Genomic DNA, 21,624 nt, shown 5'->3' with positions numbered 1-21,624 from the left:
CCGAAGCTGGTCAGAAGATGAAATCGTTGGCCGACAGGTCGGCGATCGAGACATCTTCGAGGGTGATGCTATTGCCGAGGTTGTCGCTGATCACCACGTCGCCGTCACCGTTCTCCGACAGGTGGTTGTTCTTCAGGTCGCGGAAGTGCTTGATGCTGCCGATATCGGAGAGGTCGATCTTTTCCTTGCGCCCCGAGGTGGTGAAGTCGCCGATGGTGTCGTTTCCAAAGCTGCCCTTGAACACGAATTTATCCGCGCCGGCGCCGCCCAGCAGCCAGTCGTCGCCGGTGCCGCCGTCCAGGGTGTCGCGACCGGCATCGCCTTCCAGCCTGTCCTGGCCGCCCAGACCTTGCAGCAGATCGTTGCCAGCTTCGCCTTCCAGCTTGTTGCGGCCCTTGTTGCCTGCGATCTTGTCGTTGTAGCCCGAGCCGCGCACGTCCTCGATGCTCTTGAGGGTGTCGCGGTGGCCGAAACCGTCGATGGCAAAGCCCTTGTTCAGCTTGACCGTCACACCGTCCTCGCCGCCATAGCGTTCGTCGCGGTCATAACGCACCTGGTCGCGGCCGCCGCCGCCGTTGATCGTGTCCTCGCCTGCCAGCCCGCGGAAGTAGTTCGCCTTGCCGTTGCCGATGAACTTGTCGTCATGGGCCGAGCCGCGCAGCATCTCGATGCTTTTCAGCGTGTCGGTCTTGCCCCAGCCATCTGTCGCGCGGCCGGTCTTCAAATTAGCGAACACACCGGTCGGATCGCCCGCAAAGGTCACCTGGTCATAGCCGCCAGCGCCGCCGTTATAGGTGTCACGCCCGTCGGAGCTGATGAAGTAGTCATCCCCTTGGCCGCCCTTGTAATTGTCGCGACCGGGGGTGCCCCAGAATTCGTCTTCCTCGGTCGAAGTGGCGCCGGGAATGTCCGCCCAAGCGATGTCGGCGCCGGGAGCGTATGGGCCGGTGGGGGTCCCCAGGTTGCCGAGATCGGCCTCGACCGCCGCCCAGTCCGCGGGCGAGCTGACGTTCGGCAGCGGTTTTCCACCGATCACGAAGTAGAACTCGGTGTCGGTATTTGGGCCGGTTTCCAGCGACACGATCAGGAGGACACTGGTGCCGCCACTCTTCCAGTTGATCTGCGTGATCAGGGTGTCGTCGGCCAGGACGTCGAAGCCCGGATTGTCCATGTTGATCCCATCAAGGATCGGCTGCACGACATTGTCATTCATGTCGATAATGCTGACGCCATCATCTTCTTCTTCGATCACCGAGTAACTGAACGTCGAGGTAGCGGCAGGAACCGTGATATTAGCCTCGACTGTCTTGACGGTTTCCGGATCGCCGTTTTCGTCGAAATCTACCCGTGCACCGCTGAATGTAAAAGTGGTCATACCTTTTGCGCCCTTTTTAGAAATGCTGCCGCCACAATCTGTCGACAGAAACCAATAGGGCGAAACCTGCGTTCTGGGGGTGATTCCCTGCAAGGACGAAAGCCGAATCGCTGGCGGGATAGTTAACGCGTGTGGCAATTCGGCCAGTTGTCCGGCAGCGCAGTCACGGCGGATGGGGGCCGCAACGCGGCCGGGGCGTGACCGTCATCAGACAGCTGCGCGGGTGGGCGACCGGGGCGCGCCCGCGCAGCTGTTCAGCGGGTCTTGCTCAGTCGTCGGCGACGGCCCAGAACACCTCGAAGCCGGGGTCAAACACCGTCACCGGCCCGTCGGCGGTGGCGATCTTGGCCGGGAACTCGACCGCAGTCTCTGACTTGCGCAGCGTCAGGCGCTGCGTGCTGACCGGCAGGCGGTAGAAGGCCGGGCCGTTCTCCGAGGCAAAGCCCGCCAGCTTGTCCAGCGCGCCTTCTTCCTCGAACACATGCGCCAGCAGCGACATAGTGTTGGTGGCCGTGAAGCAGCCCGCACAGCCGCAGTCGCTGAGCTTGTTGGGATCGGTGTGCGGCGCCGAGTCGGTTCCGAGGAAGAACCGCGCATCGCCCGAGGTGGCGGCGGCACGCAGGGCCAGCCGGTGTTCCTCGCGCTTGGCGACGGGCAGGCAGTAGTAATGCGGCTTGATGCCGCCGACGAGGATGTGGTTGCGGTTGATGATCAGGTGGTGGGTGGTGATCGTCGCGCCCAGATCCTTGTCCTGCGAGCGCACGTAATCGGCGGCATTGCTGGTGGTGATATGCTCCATCACCACGCGCAGCCCCGGGGTGGCGCGGCGGATCGGGTCCAGCACCCGGTCGATGAACACCGCCTCGCGGTCAAAGATGTCGATGTCGTGATCGGTGACCTCGCCATGGGTGCACAGCGGCAGGCCGATCTCGGCCATTTTCTCCAGTACCGGGCGGACATTGTCGAAATTGGTCACGCCCGAGGCCGAGTTGGTGGTGGCCCCCGCCGGATAAAGCTTTACCGCCTTGACCAGCCCGCTGGCATGGGCGGCGGCGACGTCTTCCGGGTCGGTGTCCTCGGTGAGATACAGGGTCATCAGCGGCTCGAAGCTCATGCCGTCGGGCAGGGCGGCGAGAATCCGGTCCCGGTAGGCCGCGGCCTGCGCGGAGGTCACCACCGGCGGCACCAGGTTGGGCATGATGATGGCCCGGCCGAAATGGCGGGCGGTCTCGGGCAGCACGGCCTCCAGCATCGCGCCATCGCGCAGATGCAGATGCCAGTCGTCGGGGCGGGGGATGGTCAGGTCCTGGGTCATGCCGATCGCCTAGCACAGGGGCGGGCGAAAAAGAAGCCGCGCAATGCGCCGCAGGGGGCGTCCGCGCGCGGGTCTCCCGACGTATCCCGGAGGGCTGCGAGGCGTGCGCCCTCAGCGTTTTGCGGGCAGGTGGAATTCGCCGTTCGCGGCCCGCTGTTCCAGGTCGGTCAGGCGGCGGCGGAACCGGGGCGCGCGCATCCGTTCGGTCACGTTTCGGCACAGCAGCGCCATCAGGTAGCAGCGGTCGTCCCGCTCCAGCCGCGCCAGCAGGTTGCGCAGGAAGTAGGAGTTGTTGCGCCGGTTGCGGAACAGCTTGTAGAAGGCCGTCGCCGTCAGCTTGCCGCTGCCCGCCATCGACAGGATGTGGTACAGCATGTCCATCTCGATCAGCCGGGTCTGCACGGCCTCGCCCATGTGCATCGCGCGCAGGCGGGTGACGTTCTTGCGGGCAAACAGCGACGCGTGCATCGCGTCCAGCCGTTCCTGGGGATCATAGATCACATAGGCGCGTTCGGCGGCGTCCAGCATGTCGGGCGCATAGCCATAGCGGTCGGTGAAGCACAGCCGCCGCTGCTCGGTGAAACGGTCGTCCCATTCGGTCATCCGCGGCTCCAGCGTGGCCTGCGGCTGGATGGCCACCACCGAGGCGCCGGGGGCGGCAACGGAATAGGCCGCCGCCGCATAGCCGCAGGGGCCGGCACCGTAGAAGATCACGTTGTCGAATTCGTCAAAGAAGCCATCGTCGATCAGCTGGTCGAAAAAGGCATAGATCTGCTCGTCGCGGAACCAGGTGTCGCCGTCGGAGACTACGCACATATGCGACCAGCCCAGGTTCTTGACCAGGTCGAAACCCAGCGGCTGCGCCAGGTCGGACAGGTTGTGGATGCCTTGCATGGTCTCGAAGGTGACCAGCAGCGTGTCCCCCTGTTCGATGAAGGTCGCGAAATGCCGCTTGCCCAGCGGCTGGTACATGCCGTTGGTTTCGGCCAGCTCGGCAATACGGGCCTTCCACTGGGCGGTGTCGAGCCCGGAAAGATCCTCGTCCAGGTTTTCAAGTCCATCCTGCATCTGTGCCATCCTTACTGCCCGCGCTGCGCCGCTTTCAGGGCTGCCTGCCGTTAAAGGCTAGGTTGGAAATAAGGCCAAATTTGGAAAAACTCATGCGTTAATGCGGCCTTGCAGCGCCCATTCGGCGGCGATCTGCCGAGAGCGCAGCCGCGTCGCCCCCCCGTGACGCTTCAATCCTTGCCCTGCGGCGCGCGCAGCGCAAAGCGGCGCAGCAACCCCGCCGCCGCCGGGCTGATCGGGCGCGACGGCGGCGTCATCAGCAGGCGCGCAAACAGGGCGCGATAGGTCTCCTGCTCCATCAGCTGGGCAAAGCGATCATGCCGCCACTGCACCGCCGCGTGATGCAGCCGGGCCAGCGCCGGATCATCCATCAGCTCGGCCTGCAGCGCGGCGCGGGCCGGGGCGAGGCGCTGCGCCGCGTCATCCTCGATGCTGCCGTAATTGCGCTCTACCCAGTAATCCATGCCAAGCTCCGCCTGCCGGTTGACGCGGCCGCGGTCGGCCTTCAGCACGTAGCTTTCCATCGCGCCCAGCGGGTAGTGGTTCAGCTGGGCGAGGCGGGTGTTGGACTGGCCGTAGTCGTTGAACAGGCGTTGCTTGCGAAAGGCCTCCCCCAGCGCGCGCCCCTCGCAGTCGTACCAGCGGAACCGGGCCAGCCGCTCCGCGTCCCGGGCATCGCGGGGGCGGTGCACGCCACATTTGCGATAGGTGCCATCATTGCGGTACAGCGTCTTGAACATCGTCGCGCGCCACGGCCAGTGGATCACCTCCGGCGCGCAGCGGGTGAACTGTTCCGTCACCGGACGATCCTCGTAGCGCACGATGCCGCCATTGCCGAACAGCCTCCAGGTCAGCGTCACGGCATCGGCCTGCGGCAGCGCCGCCAGCAGATCCGCCAGCTGCCCGCCGCCGGTCTTGACGCAGACGAACTCGTCGATGTCCAGCACCATCACCCAGTCGGCCGCCTTCATCAGCGGGTGCCTGTCGGCCGCCTTCAGCGCGGTGAACTGGATGCCGCCTTGGTCATAGGGGCCGTCGTTGCGCACATGGGTCAGCTGCCCGAGCTCCGCCAGCCGGTCCAGCATCTGGTCGGTGCCGTCCTGGCAATCGTTTGAAAACACGAGGAAGTCGGTGAATCCCGCAGCGCGGTGGTGGGCCAGCCACTCCAGCAGGAAGGCAGCCTCGTTGCGCACGCACAGAACAGTCAGGGCACGCATCGCGCTCACCTGCGGCAGCCGGGGGCTGCAATACGGGGGAGGGGTTGGGGCGTCATGCGGGGGGTATCCTGTTGCCTGCGTACCTGCGGCCCCATGCGCATGGGACCATCGGTTGCGCCAGAGTCTACCGTGCTGCCGGGGTTTTACAACCGCCCGGACATCTCTTGACCGCAAGGGCGTTGCCGTGGCCTGTTGTCGGCATGGGATGCGCAGCAACCATGGGGAGAACCGCCAATGCCGCCAGTGCAATCGATCGAACAGGTCCAGCAGCAGCTTGCACAGCAAGGTTACGTCTGCGGCCGCGCGCTGGCGACGGTGGTGTTCCTGTCGCTCAAACTCGGCCGCCCGCTGTTCCTCGAAGGCGAGGCCGGCACCGGCAAGACCGAGATCGCCAAGGCGCTGGCCGCTGCCCTCGGCCGCCGCCTGATCCGGCTGCAATGCTACGAGGGGCTGGATGCCGCCAGCGCCGTCTATGAATGGAACTTCGCCGCCCAGATGGTCGCCATCCGCAGTGCCGAGGCCACGGGCCGCGCCGACCGCGCCGCGCTGCAGGCGGATCTGTTTTCCGATGACTACCTGATCGAACGCCCGCTCCTGCAGGCGCTGCGCCCGGATGAGGCCGGCCCGCCGGTGCTGCTGATCGACGAGCTGGACCGCACCGATGAGCCTTTCGAGGCCTTCCTGCTGGAGGCGCTCAGCGACTTCCAGGTGACGATCCCCGAACTTGGCACCGTCACCGCGCCCGCGCCGCCCATCGTCATCCTCACCTCCAACCGCACCCGCGAGGTGCATGACGCGCTGAAGCGCCGCTGTCTCTACCATTGGGTCGACTACCCGGATTTCCCCCGCGAGCTGGAGATCCTGCACGCCCGCGCGCCGGGCGCAAGCGAGGCGCTGAGCCGCGAGATCGTCGCCTTCGTGCAGGCCCTGCGCACCGAGGATCTGTTCAAGAAGCCGGGCGTGGCCGAAACCATCGACTGGGCCAATTGCCTGCTGGCGCTCGACGTCATCGCCCTCAGCCCCGAGGTGATCGCCGACACCCTGGGCGCGATCCTGAAATACCAGGACGACATCGCCCGCCTGCACGGCTCCGAGGCCAAGCGCATCCTCGACCAGGCCCGCGCCGGTCTGGACAGCGCCTGATGCTTCACCTTTGCACAAATACTCCGGGGGTATGGGGGCAGCGCCCCCATGGAACCTGCTGATGCCGGATTATCCGCCTCTGCCGCTGCCGGACACCCCCCGGCTGGCCGCAAACATCGCCCATTTCGCCCGCGCCCTGCGCAAGGCGGGGCTGACCATCGGCCCGGGCCGGGTGCTGAACGCGGTGGAGGCGGTGGCGGCGGCGGGTTTCACCAGCCGCCAGGATTTCTACTGGGTGCTGCACGCCTGTTTCGTCTCCAAGCCCGAGCACCGCGTGGTCTTCGCCCAGGTCTTCCGGCTGTTCTGGCGGGATCCGCGCTATCTCGAACACATGATGGCGGCGATGCTGCCCGCGATCCGCGGCGTGCAGCAGGACCGCGCCGCCAAACCCGCCGAGCAGCGCGCCGCAGAGGCGCTGCTGGACGGCATGGCCAGCGAGCCCGACACCCCGGCCGAAGAACCCGAGGGCAGCGACATCCAGATCGACGCCGCGCGCACCGCCTCGTCCCGGGAGCGGCTGCGCACGCTGGATTTCGAGCAGATGACCACCGCCGAGGCCGCCGCCGCCAAGCGCATCCTGGCACAGCTGAAACTGCCGGTGCCGCCGATCCAGTCCCGCCGCCTGATGGCCGCGCCGCGGGGCGCGCGCGCCGACTGGCGCCGGACCCTGCGCATCGCCGCGCGGCAGGGCGGCGAGCTGCAGGCGATCGCCCGCGCCAAGCGCCGCATCCGCCGCCCGGCGCTGGTGGTGCTCTGCGACATCTCCGGCTCGATGAGCCAGTACAGCCGCATCATCCTGCATTTCCTGCACGCCGCCGCCAATGCCAGGGACGCGGGCTGGGCGCGGGTGCATGGCTTCACCTTCGGCACCCGCCTCACCAATATCACCCGCCATCTGCATCAGCGCGATGTGGATGCCGCGCTCTCTGCCGCGGGGGGCGAGGCGCAGGACTGGGAGGGCGGCACCCGCATCGGTGACTGCCTGCACGCCTTCAACCGCGACTGGTCGCGCCGGGTGCTGGGGCAGGGGGCGGTGGTGCTGCTGATCACCGACGGGCTGGACCGCGGCGATGCGGAGGCGCTGTCGCGCGAGATGCAGCGGCTGCAGCTGTCGGCGCGCCGCCTGATCTGGCTGAATCCGCTTTTGCGCTGGGACGGCTTTGCCCCCAAGGCGGCCGGCATCCGGGCGATGCTGCCGCATGTGGACAGCTTCCGCGCGGGCCACTCCATCGCCTCGCTGCAGGATCTGGCGCAGGTGATCGCCGACCCAGGCGATAGCGGCGAAAAGGCCCGCCTGATGGGCCTGCGCTGACGCCGCGGTTGCGGCTTGAAATTCAGCGGGCTAAGGCCGACCTTAGACAGACCCCCCCAGCCCCTTGCCGGAGACAGCCAGATGCCGCAGCCGCCCCGTTTTGAAAATGCCCCGGAAACCGCGCTGGACTGGCACCGGGCGGGCAGCGGCGCCGCGCTGGCCACCGTGGTGCAGACCTGGGGCTCGGCGCCGCGGCGGGCGGGCTCGCAGCTGGTGGTCGCCGGCGATGGCCGTATCGAGGGCTCCGTCTCCGGCGGCTGCGTCGAGGGCGCGGTGGTGGCCGAGGCGCTGGAGGCGCTGCAGGACGGCCAGCACCGGCTGCTGGAATACGGGGTCAGCGACGCCGATGCCTTTGCCGTGGGGCTGGCCTGCGGCGGCACCATCAAGGTGCTGGTGGAGCCGGTCGGCACCGCGCTGCCGCTGGACATGCTGGAAGACCTCGTCGCGGCCCGCGCCGCCCGCCGGCCGGTGGCCTACGAGGTGAACCTCGCCACCGGCGCGCGGCGGCTCTGCCTCGAGGGCCATGCCGACCGGATGCGCATGGATCGCTCCGGGATCGAAGACGACGGCGAGACCTTTGTCGCGGTGCACAACCCGCCCTTGCGGCTGGTCTGCGTCGGCGCGGTCCACATCACCCAGGCGCTGGTGCCGATGGCGCGGATCGCCGGCTATGATCCCGTCATCATCGACCCGCGCACCGCCTTTGCCGCGCCCGAGCGGTTCCCGGGCGAAACCCTGATGGACGACTGGCCCGACGAAGCCGTCGAAAAGCTCGGCCTCGACAGCCGCACGGCGCTGGTGCTGCTGACGCATGATCCGAAACTCGACGATCCGGCGCTCACCGCGGCGCTGGGGGGGGAGGTCTTCTATATCGGCGCGCTGGGCAGCAAGAAGACCCACGCCGCCCGTGTCGCCCGGCTGCAGCAGGCGGGGTTCACCGAGGATCAGATCGCCCGCATCCACGGCCCCGTGGGCCTCGACATCGGCGCGGCCAGCCCGGCCGAGATCGCCGTCTCGATCCTCGCCGAGATGACCGCGGTGCTGCGGGGCAAATCGCAATGAAATTCGGCCCCGTTCCGCTCGCCCAGGCCGAGGGCGCGATCCTGGCGCATTCGCTGCAGGGGGCCAGCCGCAAGGTGGCCAAGGGCACGCTGCTGCGCGCCGCTGACCTGGCCGAGCTGTCGGCGGCGGGCCAGGACACCCTGACCGTTGCCCGGCTGGACGCGGACGATTTGCACGAAGACGCCGCGGCAGAGGCGCTGGCACGGGCGCTGGTGCCGGAGCCGGAGGCGCAGGGCATCCGTGTGTCGGGCGCGGGCACCGGGCGGGTGAACCTTTACGCCGCCCACGCCGGGCTGGTGCGGCTGGACCGCGCCCGGCTGCAGGCCTTCAACGCGGTCGACCCGATGCTGACCATCGCCACGGTGCCGGATTACCACCGCGCCGATGCGGGGGGCATGATCGCGACGATCAAGGTGATCTCCTATGCGGTGGCCGAGGCTCTGGTCCGTCAGGCCTGCGCCGATGCCGCCGGGGCGCTGCGGGTGCTGCCGCCGGTGATCGCAAGCGCCACGCTGATCGAAACCCGCGTCAGCGCGGATATCCCGCCGGACAAGGGCCGCGCCGCCATGGCCGGGCGGCTCGACCGTATGGGCGTTTCGCTGTCGGACCGCGTGGTGGTGCCGCACCGCGAGGCGGATCTGGCGGCGGCGATTGCCGAGGCGCCGGGAGAACTCTTGCTGGTGCTGACTGGCTCTGCCACCTCGGACGCGATGGACGTGGCACCGCAGGCGCTGCGCCGGGCGGGCGGCAGCGTCACCCGCTTCGGGATGCCGGTGGATCCCGGCAACCTCTTGTTCCTGGGGCAATACCAGGGCCGCCCGGTGATCGGCCTGCCGGGCTGCGCCCGCTCGCCCGCTCTGAACGGTGCCGACTGGGTGCTGGAGCGGGTGATCTGCGGGGTGGAGGTCTCGTCAGACGACATCGCCGCAATGGGCATCGGCGGGCTGCTGAAGGAAATTCCCACCCGTCCGATGCCGCGCCGTGAAGCCACCGGTTGAGCGTATTGCGAACAAGTCGGCGGGGCGGGGTGGTTTGCAACCATAGGTAAGCGTCGCTGACGTGAATTTTACCCAGACCAGAAGGGCAAAAACACTTCGCACCGCGCCCGGGGCGTGTTTAACTCTGCTCAGCCAGACAAGAACAAGCTAAGGGAGGGTACTATGGCCAAGGTCTCAATGACCGTGAACGGCAAGGCTGCCAGCGGCGAGGTCGAGGGGCGCACGCTGCTGTCCTCGTTCCTGCGCGACACGCTGGGGCTGACCGGCACCCATGTGGGCTGCGACACCAGCCAGTGCGGCGCCTGCGTGGTGCATGTGGACGGCAAGGCGGTGAAATCCTGCACCATGCTGGCACAGGAAGCCGACGGCTCTGATGTTGCCACCATCGAGGGGCAGGCCAACGCCGACGGCTCGCTCAACGTGATCCAGCAGGCGTTCCAGGACCACCACGGTCTGCAATGCGGCTTCTGCACGCCGGGCATGGTCATGTCGGCGGCGGCGCTGCTGAAGGACAACCCCAAGCCCACCGAGGCGGAGATCCGCGAATACCTTGAGGGCAACCTGTGCCGCTGCACCGGCTACCACAATATCATCAAGGCAATCCTTGCGGCCTCCGGGCAGGATGTCTCTGCCATCGCGGCGGAATAGCCGCCGCCCCCCATATGCGACGACCGCAGGCCGGTGCCCGGCCTGACCTGCAAAAGGAGTGAATACCAAGAGCTGCGCCAATGGCCGCAGCCTCCAGGGAGGAGACTTCAGACATGCCCAAGGACAACGACAGCGGAATCGGTGCCAGCCCCAAGCGGCGCGAGGACGTGCGCTTTCTGACCGGCGCCGGCAATTACACCGACGACATCAACGTGCACGGACAGGCGTATGTGCATTTCCTGCGCGCCGACGTGGCCCATGCAACCATCAATTCCATCGACACCAGCGCCGCCGAGGCGATGCCCGGCGTGGTGAAAATCTTCACCGGCGCGGACTTTGCCGAGGTCGGCGGCATCCCCTGCGGATGGGGCGTGACCGACCGTCACGGCAACCCGCAACAGGAGCCGCGCCACCCGATCATCGCCGATGGCACCATCCGCCACGTGGGCGAGATCGTCGCCGCCGTGGTCGCCGACACGCTGGAGCAGGCCCGCGATGCCGCCGAGGCGATCGAACTGGACCTCACGGACAAGCCGGTGGTGGTCGACATGGCCGCGGCATTGGCGGAGGACAGCGCCAAGGTGCATGAGGATCTCAGCTCAAACCTCTGCTATGACTGGGTGTTCGGCAATGACGACGACGACGCGGTGCAGGCGGCCTTTGATGCGGCGGCGCATGTCACCACGCTGGAGCTGGTCAACAACCGGCTGGTCGCCAACCCGATGGAGCCGCGCGTGGCCATCGGCGAATACAGCCGCGGCACCGATGAATACACGCTGCACACCACCAGCCAGAACCCGCATGTGATCCGCCTGTTGATGTGCGCCTTCGTACTGGGCCTGCCCGAGCACAAGGTGCGCGTGGTGGCGCCGGATGTGGGCGGCGGCTTTGGCTCCAAGATCTTTCATTACGCCGAGGAGGCATTCTGCACCCATGCGGCCAAGGCCTGCGGGCGGCCGGTGAAATGGACCTCGACCCGGTCCGAGGCGTTCATCTCGGACGCCCATGGCCGCGACCATGTGACCAAGATCGAGCTGGCGCTGGACAGCAACAACAACTTCACCGCGCTGCGCACCAACACGATGGCCAACATGGGCGCGTATCTGTCGACCTTTGCCACCTCGGTGCCCAGCTACCTGCATGGCACGCTGATGGCGGGCAACTACAAGACGCCGGTGGTGCAGGTGAACGTGAAGACGGTGTTCACCAACACGGTGCCGGTCGACGCCTACCGCGGTGCGGGCCGGCCCGAGGCGACCTTCCAGCTGGAGCGCGTGATTGACAAGGCCGCGCGCGAGCTGGGCGTCGATCCGATTGCGCTGCGGCGGCAGAACTTCATCACCGAGTTCCCCTATGAAACCCCGGTGGCGCTGACCTATGACACCGGCGATTACACCGCCACCATGGACAAGCTGGAGGAGATCGCCGACGTCGCGGGCTTTGCCGCCCGCCGTGCGGAAAGCGAGAAGAAGGGCAAGCTGCGCGGTCTGGGCGTCAATTGCTATATCGAGGCCTGCGGGATTGCGCCCTCGAACATCGTCGGCATGCTGGGCGCGCGCGCGGGCCTTTATGATGCCGCCACCGTGCGGGTGAACGCCACCGGCACCATCAGCGTCTTCGTCGGCGCGCACAGCCACGGGCAGGGGCACGAAACCTCCTTCCCGCAGGTCGTCGCCGACATGATCGGCATCGACGAGAGCATGGTCGATATCGTGCATGGCGACACCGGCCGTGTGCCCTTTGGCATGGGCACCTATGGTTCGCGCTCCATCGCGGTCTGCGGCTCGGCCATGGTGCGCGCGACCGAGAAGATCATCGCCAAGGCGAAGAAGATCGCCGCCCACCTGCTGGAGGCCTCGGACGCGGATATCGAGCTGAAGGACGGCCAGTTCACCGTTGCGGGCACCGACAAATCGGTGGCCTGGGGCGATGTCACGCTGACCGCCTATGTGCCGCACAACTACCCGCTGGAGGAGCTGGAGCCGGGGCTGGAGGAGACCGCGTTTTACGATCCGGCGAACTTCACCTATCCCTCGGGCGCCTATGCCTGCGAGGTGGAAGTCGACCCCGACACCGGCAAGGTCACCATCGAGCGGTTCTCGGCCGCGGATGATTTCGGCAATATCATCAACCCGATGATCGTCGACGGCCAGGTCCATGGCGGGCTGGGGCAGGGCATCGGCCAGGCGCTCTTGGAAAACGCGGCCTATGACGCGGACGGGCAGCTCTTGTCGGCCTCCTTCATGGATTACGCGATGCCGCGGGCGGATGATGTGCCGTTCTACCAGGTGGATCATTCCTGCCAGACGCCCTGCACGCACAATCCCCTGGGCGTGAAGGGCTGCGGCGAGGCGGGCGCGATCGGCTCGCCGCCCGCGGTGGTCAACGCGGTGGTGGATGCGCTGCAATCGGCGGGCAAGAACGTGACCCATATCGACATGCCGCTGAGCCCTGCGCGGGTCTGGGCGGCGATGAACGGCTAAGGGTTCATGGGGGCGCTGCCCCCATACCCCCGGAGTATTTTCGGAAAGATGAAGGCCGGAGTGCCGGTTTTCGGAAAGGACACGCGATGTATGAATTCGAGTTTGTAAAGCCTGCGACCGTGGGTGAGGCGGTGGCGGCGCTGGCGGAGGAGGACGCCCAGGCGCTGGGCGGCGGGCAGACGCTGATCCCGACCTTGAAACAGCGGCTGGCGATGCCGTCCAGGCTGGTCAGCCTGTCGGGCATCACCGAGATGCAGGGCATCAGCGACAGCGGCGGCGTGCTGACCATTGGGGGGGCGGCGACCCATGCGGCGGTGGCCGCCGGGGCCGCCAGCTATCCGGCGCTGGCGGAGCTGGCCAGCCACATCGGCGATCCGGCGGTGCGCAATCGCGGCACCATCGGCGGCTCGCTGGCCAACAACGACCCCGCCGCCTGCTACCCGGCGGCGGCGCTGGGCAGCGGCGCGACCATCGTCACCAACAGCCGCGAGATCGAAGCGGATGACTATTTCCAGGGGCTGTTCGAGACCGCGCTGGAGGAGGGCGAGATCATCACCGCGGTGCGCTTCCCGGTGCCGGAAAAAGCCAACTACCAGAAGTTCGTGCAGCCCGCGTCGCGCTTTGCGCTGGTGGGGGTGTTCGTGGCCAGGTTCTCTGACGGGGTGCGGGTTGCGGTCACCGGCGCGTCGGAGGAGGGCGTGTTCCGCTGGCGCGAGGCGGAGGCGGCGCTGCGTGCCAATTTTGCGTCTGACGCGCTGGACGGGCTGAGCGTGGATGCAGAGGGCATGATCGCTGATCTGCACGGCTCCAAGGAGTACCGCGCGCATCTGGTCGCGGTGATGACCAAACGGGCGGTGGCGGCGGCGGGCTGACGCCTGCGGGCCGCCCGTGCCAAAGCAAAAGCCCCGCGGCAGCGCCTGCGGGGCTTTCTTTATGTCCGGGCGCCGTGGGGGGGCGCTGCGGCTTACTTCTTCGCCAGCGGGCCGATCATCATGATCATCTGACGGCCTTCCATCTTGGGCATGTTCTCGACCTTGCCCAGTTCCTTGATGTCCTCGGCGACGCGTTCCAGCAGTTCGCGGCCCAGGTTCTGGTGAGCCATCTCGCGACCCCGGAAGCGCAGGGTGACTTTCACCTTGTCGCCGTTCTCGAGGAACTTGTAGACGTTGCGCATCTTCACATCATAGTCATGAGTGTCCGTGTTGGGACGGAACTTGACCTCTTTGACCTCGATGATCTTCTGCTTCTTGCGGGCTTCGCTCTCGCGCTTTTGCTGTTCGTACTTGAACTTGCCAAAGTCCATGATCTTGCACACGGGCGGGTTGGCGTTGGGCGAGATTTCAACCAGATCCAATCCGGCCTCTGCCGCCATGTCCATGGCTTTCGCGGGATGCACGACCCCAACGTTTTCGCCATCGGCACCGATCAGGCGGATTTCGGGGGCACGGATTTTTTCGTTGACGCGCGGGCCGGTGTCACGTTGCGGCGGCGCGTTATGAGGTCTGCGGGCTATGACTGTGATCCTTCTGTCATTGCAAAAAGTGCGGGAAAGCTACTGCTCCCGCGCCTGTGATTCAAGGCCTATGGGCGGTATGGCGGCAGGAAAGCTGCTTTTCAAGGCCGCATGTTGCAATTGCTGCCAAAACAGGGCGGTGGAAGGGCGCTGAGCGGTGCGGTTGGCCGGGGGGCGACGGCGGTCGCGCGCGCATGAGGCGTGGGCGGGAAACTTCCCCCTTGAGGAAGGCCGCGCGCATCGCCATGTGGCGGGTGTGAGGCATCTGCGGATGTGCATGGTCTTGCGGGGCAAATCCCGCCGACCCGTGCGGCGGAGGCCGGAACTAGGAAGGAAAGCATGATGAAACAGCTATTGATCCTGGCGGCTCTGGGGGCCGCAGCGGTGGGGGGCTATGTGGTGATCAGCGGCCAGCAGCCGCAGGACAGCGCGCCGGTGGCGACAAGTGAGGATGCGCCCCAGCCAGCCCCCGTGACCGAGCCCGAGCAGGTGCAGGTGGAGACGGTGCCCGACGCAGACCTGCCGGAGAGCGTGGATGAGGCTGCGGATGCGCTCGGCGAGGCCGTCGAGGCCGCGGGCGAAGTGGCGAGCGAAGCCGCCGCCACGGTGGGTGAAACGGTGAACCAGGCTGCCAAGGCCGTTGAGGAGGCCGTGGAAGGGGCGATCGACAGCGCGGCCGACAGCGCCAGCGAGGCGCTGGATAGCGGCATCGCCGCGGCGGGCTCTGCCGAGGCGGGTGCTGACGCCGCCGCCGAGGCGGCAGCAGAGGCGATCACCAAGGGCGCTGATGCCGCCGGAGCGGCGGCAACCGAGGCTGCGGAAGCGGCCGGAGCGGCCACGGATGCGGCGACCGGCGATGCCGGTCAGGCGCTGGATGATGCGGCTGCAAATGCCAAGAAGCTGCTGAGCGCACCGACCGAGGCGGAAGCTGGCGCAGAGGCGACGGTCGAAGGCTCCGCCGGGGGCAGCGCCGCGAGCAACTGATCCGGGCGGCCCGCATGGGGCAAGACGCCCTGCGATCCACATGGCAAAACGCAGATCAGCCCCTTCCGGTGGGAAGGGGCTGATTGAGTCTGCCGGCTCGCCTTGCGGCAGCACCGCTGGGCAGCGCGATGCGGCGGCGGGCGCGTGGCCGGTCAGTGCGGGTGCATCTGTGCGCCGGCCTGCGCGGTCTGGGCCAACTGGCCGATATGGGCCATCGGGGTTGGTTTCTCGGTCAGCGGGGCGGCGGGCGCTGCCGCCGAGACCGGCGCGGGCGTTGCGGCCTGCGGGGCCAGGAACGCCAGGAAGGCTTCCCAGCTGGCACTGCTGCCACCCTGCTTGCGGGCGCGCTGGATCTGCAGTTTCGCCACGGCGACCAGGTCCATCGGTCGCGCCGCATCAAAGGGGTTGCCGGTGATCGCGGCAAGGCGTCCGCGGAACGCGGCCCCCATCGAATTCAACAGCAGCATGGGCGCGGTGACCGGCTGGCCGGCTTCGACCAGCGCGTCGAACATCCGGTCGATGTCGAGCGGCGAAACGGCGGTGAGGTCAAAGCTGGCTTTGACCGCGGCGATCTTGTCGGGGATGGAGGGCTGCACCTTGTCCGGGCGGGACTGGAAACCGTTCAGGGCCGCCTTGACGCGGGCCTTGCCTGCTTCGCTGCGGACAGAGGAGAAGATGGGCGCCTGCCCGGTGGTGGGATCGTTCTGCATCGGTGCTGCTCCATTCTGGATGACAGCATCAGAATTAGGCAAACATTCCCAACAAAAGATAAACGGGACAAGGCGCGGCACGGACAAAACCGTGACCAAAACAAGGCATGCCGCCGCGCCCCCGGTGCCCTCCGGTGCCAAAGAAAAAGGCCGCCCGGGCGGGGCGGCCTTGGTTCCGGGGCGCGGGTGCGCCGGATCAGTCCAGGAACGCCTTTTCCACCACGAAATGCAGCGGCTTGGAGTTGGCGCCTTCTTCCAGCCCGTAGGTGTTCTCGAACAGGTCCTTCAGTTCGAGGTTGAAGGCCAGGTTGCCGCAGATCATCGCGCGGTCGGTGTCCGGGTTCAGCGGCGGCACGCCAAGGTCGGCAAAGGCCTCGCCCGAGCGCATCAGGTCGGTGATGCGGCCCATCTTGGGGCTCTCCTCGCGGGTGGTGGTCGGGTAGTATTTGATCTTTTTCCAGAAGCCCTCGCCGATCAGCTCGTTCAGCAGCTCGTCGTCCTTCAGGCTTTCGATCAGTTCGCGGCCATACTGCAGCTCACCCACGGTGCGGCAGGTGTGGGTGATGATGACCTCTTCGTAATCCTCGTAGGTCTGCGGCTCGCGCAGCAGCGAGGCAAAGGGCGCAAAGCCGGTGCCGGTGGCAAAGAACCAGATCCGCTTGCCGGGCAAGAGCGCGTCATGCACCAGCGTGCCGACCGGTTTGGGGCGCAGGATGATCTCGTCGCCGGGCTGGATGTGCTGCAGCTTGGAGGTCAGCGGGCCGTCCTCGACCTTGATCGAGTAGAACTCCAGCTCCTCGTCCCAGGAGGGCGAGGCGATGGAGTAGGCGCGCAGCAGGGGTTTCTGCTTGCCGGTCTTGGGGTCGGGATCGTTCATCAGACCGATCATCACGAATTCACCCGAGCGGAAACGCAGCGAGGCGGGGCGGGTCACCCGGAAGGAAAACAGCTTGTCGGTCCAGTGCTTGACCGAGGTCACGGTCTGGGCGTCGGGCAGGGCCGGTTTGGCCTTTTCGGGCGCGGCGGTGGTTGCGGTCTCGGTCACGGCGGTCATCTCATTCATCACATGCACTGCCGGAAGATCTGCCGGCACCTCTGATTAGTCTTTGATACAGGTCAGGAAAACCCCTGTTCCGCAAATCCTGCCCGCTGCGGCGCGGGCGCCGGGGCAGGGTGCGGGGTTTTCCCGGTTGCAAGGGGGCTGGCTCAGCGGGCAGCGGTGCTGCCGCGCAGGCGGGCCTGGTAGCTATGCGCTTTCCAGTTGGCGCGGGCAAGCCATTGATCCTCGGGCTGGCGCGCGGCGAGATCGTCGCTGATCTCGACCTCGTCGAAACCCGAGCGCCGGGCCATGGCGTATTGATCGGCGATCACATGGCCAAAGGCGCGCAGGCGGCCCTCGTAGCCCTTCAGCCGCAGCTGCCGGGCAAGGGTGAAGCCGCGGCCGTCGGCGAAGCTGGGGAACTGGATGCGCACCAGTTCCACCCCGTCCAGCGACACGTCGCTCAGGTCGGCGTCGGAGGCCAGCTCCAGCACGTTGGCGCCGTCAAAGCCGCCGGTCCAGTCGTCGGGGGCAAAACCCGTGTCGGTCACGATAACAGTCATCTCACTTACGCTCCTGTGCGTACGAATTTGCCATCCACCACGTGGATGCCGCATTCTTCCTTGTTTTCACCGCGCCAGCGGCCGGCACGGGGGTCTTCGCCTTCCTTGACCGGGCTGGTGCAGGGCGCGCAGCCGATCGACGGGTAGCCCTTGGCCACCAGCGGATGGCGGGGCAGGCGGTTTTCATCCATGTAGGCGCGCACGTCCTCGGGCGCCCAATGGGCCAGCGGGTTGATCTTGAGCCGCCCGGTGCCGTCCTCGACCTCGAAGAAATCGAGCGCGGCACGGGAGCCGGACTGGAACCGCTTGCGACCGGTGATCCAGCCGTCATAGCCCGCCAGCGCCTTTTGCAGCGGAATGGTCTTGCGCAGGGTGCAGCAGGCGTCCTTGTCGCTGAAGCGCAGGGCGCCATAGGGGTCTTTCTCGGCGATGTCCTCGGCGCGGATGATATGCACGTTGCGCAGGCCCAGCCGCTCGCTCACCTCCTGCTGATAGATCAGCGTTTCGGTGAACAGCAGCTCGGTGTCCACGAACAGGACCGGCGTCATCGGATCGATGACCGCGGCCATGTGCAAAAGCACCACCGATTCCGCCCCAAAGGAGGAGACCAGCGCAATGTGGCCTGCGTCCTTCAAGGCGCCTTCCATCACCGAGGTGGCCGAGTGGTGACGGAAGCGCGCGTTCAGCGCCTCCGCCTTGGCGGCCAGCTCCCGGTCGCGGGTGGGGTTGCCCCCCCCGGCGGGCTGTTTTCCGGCTGTGTCGAACATGGTCAGGCGACCTTTTTCTGGGCCTCTGGGTAGAGGGCTGCCTTGAAGGGCTCCATGCCAATGCGGCGGTAGGTCTCGAGGAAGGTCTCGTCGGCGCTTTCGCGCTGCGCCATGTAGACCTCGACGATGCGCTCCACCGCGGGCACGATTTCGTCATAGGCGAAACCGGGGCCGGTGCGGGTGCCGATGGCGGCCGTCTCGGTCGCGTCGCCGCCCAGGGTGATCTGGTAGTTCTCCACCCCTGCGCGGTCCAGCCCGAGGATGCCGATGTGGCCCACGTGGTGATGGCCGCAGGCGTTGATGCAGCCCGAGATCTTGATCTGCAGATGGCCGATGTCGTGCTCCATCTTCAGCTCGTCAAAGCGGGTCGCGATCTCCTGTGCCACCGGGATCGAGCGGGCCGTCGCCAGCGCGCAGTAGTCCATGCCCGGGCAGGCGATGATGTCCGAGATCAGGCCGACGTTGGCGGTCGCGAGGCCGTGCTGTTTCAGCTTGGCGTGGATCGCGGGCAGGTCGTTCTTGTGGACATGCGGCAGGATCACGTTCTGCTGGTGGCTGATGCGCAGCTCGTCATAGGCGTATTGCTCGGCCAGATCCGCCATCACGCGCATCTGTTCGGCGGTGGCGTCGCCCGGGGTCGCGCCATGCGCCTTGATCGAGATGGTGGCGATCGCGTGATCGTCCTTGCGGTGCTCGGTCAGGTTGGTGTCGGCCCAGGCGCGGAACACCGGGTCGGTGTCATAGGCCGCATCAAAGGCTTCGGTGCTGCCGGAGCGGAAGTCGGGCGCCGCGAAATGCTGCTTGATGTCTTCCAGCAGCGCCTGGTCGGTGCCGTCGAACTGGGCGCGCAGGGTCAGGAAGGCTTCCTCGACCTTGGCGCGGAAGGTGTCGATGCCGTTTTCCATCACGGTGATCTTGATGCGCGCCTTGTACTTGTTGTCGCGCCGACCCAGCACGTTGTAGACGCTGAGGATCGCCTCCAGATAGGGCAGCAGGTCCGCCTGCGGCAGGAACTCGCGCAGCACCTTGCCGACCAGCGGGGTGCGGCCAAGGCCGCCGCCGACGATGACCTCGAAACCGGTCTCGCCGTCGCGCTGCACCATGCGCAGGCCGACGTCATGCGCCTTGGTCACGGCGCGGTCGTTGGGGCTGCCGGTGATGGCGATCTTGAACTTGCGGCCCAGGAACTGGAATTCCGGGTGGTCGGTGGACCACTGGCGGATCAGCTCGGCATAGGGGCGCGGGTCCATCAGCTCATCCTTGGCGGCACCGGCGAAATGGTCGGCGGTGGTGTTGCGGATGGTGTTGCCCGAGGTCTGGATCGCGTGCAGGCCGACCTCGCCGAGGGCGTCCAGCATGTCGGGCAGGTCACGCAGCTTGGGCCAGTTGTACTGGATATTCTGGCGCGTGGTGAAATGGCCATAGCCCTTGTCCCACTTCTCGGCCAGCAGGGCCAGCTGCCGCATCTGGGCGGAGTTCAGCGTGCCATAGGGAATCGCCACCCGCAGCATGTAGGCGTGCAGCTGCAGGTAGACGCCGTTCATCAGGCGCAGCGGGCGGAATTCTTCCTCGGTGAGCGAGCCGTCGATGCGGCGCTCGACCTGGGCGCGGAACTGGGCGTTGCGCTCTGCCAGGAAGGCTTCGTCGAACTCGTTGTACTTATACATTGGCTTGCGCCTCCTGCTTGCCGTGGAAGTAGTTCGAGGGGCCAGTGCGGCGGAATTCCTCGCGGAAGTGGGTGGGTTCGGGGCCGTTCGGACCTGCCTTGGCATCGGCCAGGTAGGCGCCGACGATCTTGAGGTTCTGCTTCTCCGCCTCGATCAGGCGCAGCTGGGCTTCGGCTTCATCGGTGATCAGCTCGGCCTCGGACATGTCGCGGGTCCAGGTGTCGTCAGCGGTGAAATAGATCACGTCGCCCTCGAGCAGGTCGTTGGCGGTGATGACTTTGGGCGTAAAGGCGCGAGGCATTATGCAAGCTCCGTCTTGAGATCGGTGAGGGCGGCGGCCGCTTTGCGCGGCGCGAGCCCCAGGAAGGTGAGGGCAGGACCGTCCAGCCCGGCCGCGTCGAGGTCGGCAGGCAGGCGTTCCAGCGTGGTTTCCAGCACCCGCTGTTCGGGGCGCGAGGCGTTTTCGACGAGGGTGACTGGCATGGCGCGGTCGGCCCCGTGCATGATCAGGCGGCCCTGCACGAAGCGGGCGGATTTCTTGCCCATGTAGACCGCGGCCACCGCACCGGGGCGCGCCAGCGCGGCCCAGTCGTGGTCGGCAAAGCCCTTCATGTCGTGGCCGGTCAGGAACCGCACCGAGGAATTGCGCCCGCGCTGGGTCAGGCTCTGGCCGATGGCGGCAACGGCGGCGGAGGCGGCGGTGATGCCGGGCAGGATCTGGCTGGCGATGCCTGCCGCCTCCAGCGCCGACAGCTCCTCGTCCAGGCGGGCAAAGATGGTCGGATCGCCGGCCTTCAGGCGCAGCACCTTCCTGCCGGCCTTGGCATGGGCCACCAGGCGGGCGTTGATGTCCTCCTGGCTGACCTGCGGGCCAAAACCCTCCTTGCCGACGTTTTCCAGCGCGGCTTGCGGACCGGCCAGGGCCAGCACGGCGTCGGACACCAGGCGGTCATGCAGGATGACATCGGCCTCTTGCAGGGCGCGCAGCACCTTGAGGGTGAGCAGCTCCGGGTCGCCGGGGCCGGAGCCCGCAAAGGCAACCTCGCCCGCAACCAGGCAACACATGCCGCCGCGAACGTGAGCGGTGGCAATAGCGGCATGTGTCGTAGGTGCGGACATCCCTGTACCCTCTGTGGTGCGTGTTTGACTTGGCTGTAGATATAGGAAATATTCCCGCCATTACGCTATATCAGCGGATAAATAAGAACGTTGGTTTCTGCGCGGCGCGAAGCCGGGCTGATTGGTCCTCAGACAAGGAGAAAACAGGAATGACGGTGCGGATCGACGGCACGGACCGGAAAATTCTGGCTGAACTGCAACGCGATGCCAGCCAGTCTCTGGATGAAATCGCCCGCCGGGTGGGCTCGTCAAAGACGCCGGTGTGGAATCGAATCCGCAAGCTGCGCGAGGCGGGGGTGATCGGTCAGCAAACGGTGCTGCTGGATGCCGAGGCGCTAGGGTTCGAGGCCTGTTTCTTTGTCCTGATCCGCACCTCGGAGCACGAGGCGGAGTGGCAGGCAAAGTTCCTGCAGGCCCTGCGCGACCGCCCCGAGGTGCAGGAGGCGCACCGGCTGGCGGGGGATATCGATTATATCCTGAAGGTGCGGGTGCAGAACGCGCGGGCCTATGACGTGTTCTACCAGGCGCTGATCTCGGAGGTGAAGGTGCACAACGTCACCGCGCTGTTGTCGATGGAGGAGATCAAGTCGACCACCATGCTGCCGCTGGACAGCGTGGCGGTCTGATCCCCTGACCGCGCC

21 protein-coding genes are annotated in these 21,624 nt (G+C 66.7%); 9 read left to right on the top strand and 12 right to left on the bottom strand.

What is annotated here, in order from left to right; translation table 11 throughout:
- Nucleotides 1–10 precede the first annotated feature (10 nt).
- From AB9K35_RS03260 to AB9K35_RS03245, 4 genes are all read right to left on the bottom strand, one after another.
- On the bottom strand, nucleotides 11–1,375 hold the full coding sequence (locus AB9K35_RS03260) for a calcium-binding protein (RefSeq protein ID WP_369924464.1): 1,365 nt from the start codon (nucleotides 1,373–1,375) through the stop codon (nucleotides 11–13).
- 268 nt (nucleotides 1,376–1,643) lie between these two features.
- Complete coding sequence (pyrC, locus tag AB9K35_RS03255) at nucleotides 1,644–2,690, bottom strand: dihydroorotase (RefSeq protein ID WP_369924463.1); 1,047 nt, start codon at nucleotides 2,688–2,690, stop codon at nucleotides 1,644–1,646.
- A gap of 111 nt (nucleotides 2,691–2,801) precedes the next feature.
- Nucleotides 2,802–3,758, bottom strand: coding sequence for a phosphoadenosine phosphosulfate reductase (locus AB9K35_RS03250; protein WP_369924462.1), 957 nt, complete (start codon nucleotides 3,756–3,758; stop codon nucleotides 2,802–2,804).
- A gap of 170 nt (nucleotides 3,759–3,928) precedes the next feature.
- Nucleotides 3,929–4,975, bottom strand: coding sequence for a glycosyltransferase family 2 protein (locus tag AB9K35_RS03245; RefSeq protein ID WP_369924461.1), 1,047 nt, complete (start codon nucleotides 4,973–4,975; stop codon nucleotides 3,929–3,931).
- 234 nt (nucleotides 4,976–5,209) lie between these two features.
- Here AB9K35_RS03245 and AB9K35_RS03240 point away from each other — a divergent pair, with 234 nt between their 5' ends.
- The 7 genes from AB9K35_RS03240 to AB9K35_RS03210 all read left to right on the top strand — a co-directional run bounded on the left by AB9K35_RS03240 (nucleotide 5,210) and on the right by AB9K35_RS03210 (nucleotide 13,493).
- Nucleotides 5,210–6,118: an AAA family ATPase gene (locus tag AB9K35_RS03240; RefSeq protein WP_369924460.1), complete on the top strand. Its 909-nt coding sequence runs from the start codon at nucleotides 5,210–5,212 to the stop codon at nucleotides 6,116–6,118.
- Nucleotides 6,119–6,179: 61 nt separating this feature from the next.
- Nucleotides 6,180–7,430, top strand: a complete 1,251-nt coding sequence (locus AB9K35_RS03235) for a VWA domain-containing protein (protein WP_369924459.1) — start codon at nucleotides 6,180–6,182, stop codon at nucleotides 7,428–7,430.
- A gap of 81 nt (nucleotides 7,431–7,511) precedes the next feature.
- Nucleotides 7,512–8,492 (top strand): XdhC family protein, encoded by a 981-nt coding sequence (locus AB9K35_RS03230; protein WP_369924457.1) that lies wholly within the window; start codon nucleotides 7,512–7,514, stop codon nucleotides 8,490–8,492.
- Nucleotides 8,489–9,490 carry a molybdopterin-binding protein gene (locus AB9K35_RS03225; protein WP_369924456.1) on the top strand — a complete coding sequence of 334 codons (1,002 nt, stop codon included), beginning with the start codon at nucleotides 8,489–8,491 and terminating at the stop codon, nucleotides 9,488–9,490. The genes AB9K35_RS03230 and AB9K35_RS03225 overlap by 4 nt, the downstream gene beginning before the upstream one ends.
- Nucleotides 9,491–9,652: 162 nt before the next feature.
- The gene (locus tag AB9K35_RS03220) at nucleotides 9,653–10,138 is read left to right on the top strand and encodes a (2Fe-2S)-binding protein (RefSeq protein ID WP_222453528.1); all 486 of its coding nucleotides are present in this window, start codon (nucleotides 9,653–9,655) and stop codon (nucleotides 10,136–10,138) included.
- A 113-nt stretch (nucleotides 10,139–10,251) separates the two neighbouring features.
- The gene (locus tag AB9K35_RS03215) at nucleotides 10,252–12,621 is read left to right on the top strand and encodes a xanthine dehydrogenase family protein molybdopterin-binding subunit (RefSeq protein WP_369924455.1); all 2,370 of its coding nucleotides are present in this window, start codon (nucleotides 10,252–10,254) and stop codon (nucleotides 12,619–12,621) included.
- An 86-nt stretch (nucleotides 12,622–12,707) separates the two neighbouring features.
- Nucleotides 12,708–13,493, top strand: a complete 786-nt coding sequence (locus AB9K35_RS03210; RefSeq protein ID WP_369924453.1) for a xanthine dehydrogenase family protein subunit M — start codon at nucleotides 12,708–12,710, stop codon at nucleotides 13,491–13,493.
- 92 nt (nucleotides 13,494–13,585) lie between these two features.
- Here AB9K35_RS03210 and infC read toward each other — a convergent pair whose 3' ends face one another.
- Complete coding sequence (gene infC, locus AB9K35_RS03205; protein WP_222453630.1) at nucleotides 13,586–14,134, bottom strand: translation initiation factor IF-3; 549 nt, start codon at nucleotides 14,132–14,134, stop codon at nucleotides 13,586–13,588.
- A gap of 342 nt (nucleotides 14,135–14,476) precedes the next feature.
- Here infC and AB9K35_RS03200 point away from each other — a divergent pair, with 342 nt between their 5' ends.
- Nucleotides 14,477–15,118: a hypothetical protein gene (locus AB9K35_RS03200; RefSeq protein WP_369924451.1), complete on the top strand. Its 642-nt coding sequence runs from the start codon at nucleotides 14,477–14,479 to the stop codon at nucleotides 15,116–15,118.
- Between the two features lie 152 nt (nucleotides 15,119–15,270).
- Here AB9K35_RS03200 and AB9K35_RS03195 read toward each other — a convergent pair whose 3' ends face one another.
- From AB9K35_RS03195 to cobA, 7 genes are all read right to left on the bottom strand, one after another.
- Complete coding sequence (locus AB9K35_RS03195) at nucleotides 15,271–15,828, bottom strand: hypothetical protein (RefSeq protein WP_369924450.1); 558 nt, start codon at nucleotides 15,826–15,828, stop codon at nucleotides 15,271–15,273.
- 196 nt (nucleotides 15,829–16,024) lie between these two features.
- Nucleotides 16,025–16,891 (bottom strand): ferredoxin--NADP reductase, encoded by an 867-nt coding sequence (locus AB9K35_RS03190; RefSeq protein ID WP_369924449.1) that lies wholly within the window; start codon nucleotides 16,889–16,891, stop codon nucleotides 16,025–16,027.
- 143 nt (nucleotides 16,892–17,034) lie between these two features.
- Complete coding sequence (locus AB9K35_RS03185) at nucleotides 17,035–17,430, bottom strand: DUF934 domain-containing protein (protein ID WP_222453523.1); 396 nt, start codon at nucleotides 17,428–17,430, stop codon at nucleotides 17,035–17,037.
- A 5-nt stretch (nucleotides 17,431–17,435) separates the two neighbouring features.
- Complete coding sequence (locus tag AB9K35_RS03180; protein ID WP_369924448.1) at nucleotides 17,436–18,197, bottom strand: phosphoadenylyl-sulfate reductase; 762 nt, start codon at nucleotides 18,195–18,197, stop codon at nucleotides 17,436–17,438.
- A gap of 2 nt (nucleotides 18,198–18,199) precedes the next feature.
- Complete coding sequence (locus AB9K35_RS03175) at nucleotides 18,200–19,864, bottom strand: nitrite/sulfite reductase (RefSeq protein WP_369924446.1); 1,665 nt, start codon at nucleotides 19,862–19,864, stop codon at nucleotides 18,200–18,202.
- Nucleotides 19,857–20,165, bottom strand: a complete 309-nt coding sequence (locus tag AB9K35_RS03170) for a DUF2849 domain-containing protein (RefSeq protein ID WP_222453520.1) — start codon at nucleotides 20,163–20,165, stop codon at nucleotides 19,857–19,859. The genes AB9K35_RS03175 and AB9K35_RS03170 overlap by 8 nt, the downstream gene beginning before the upstream one ends.
- Nucleotides 20,165–20,983, bottom strand: a complete 819-nt coding sequence (cobA, locus tag AB9K35_RS03165) for a uroporphyrinogen-III C-methyltransferase (protein WP_369924445.1) — start codon at nucleotides 20,981–20,983, stop codon at nucleotides 20,165–20,167. Before cobA ends, AB9K35_RS03170 begins: the two co-directional genes overlap by 1 nt.
- Before the next feature lie 149 nt (nucleotides 20,984–21,132).
- On the opposite strand from cobA, the gene AB9K35_RS03160 reads away from it, so the two are divergent.
- Entirely contained in the window at nucleotides 21,133–21,609 is a 477-nt protein-coding gene (locus tag AB9K35_RS03160; RefSeq protein WP_222453518.1) for an Lrp/AsnC family transcriptional regulator, read from the top strand.
- Nucleotides 21,610–21,624 lie beyond the last annotated feature (15 nt).

The sequence above is a fragment of the Leisingera sp. XS_AS12 genome (assembly GCF_041224635.1).
GTDB lineage: Bacteria > Pseudomonadota > Alphaproteobacteria > Rhodobacterales > Rhodobacteraceae > Leisingera.
Note: the sequence above shows the minus strand (reverse complement) of the source record. Positions and strands in the feature narration are given on the sequence as shown.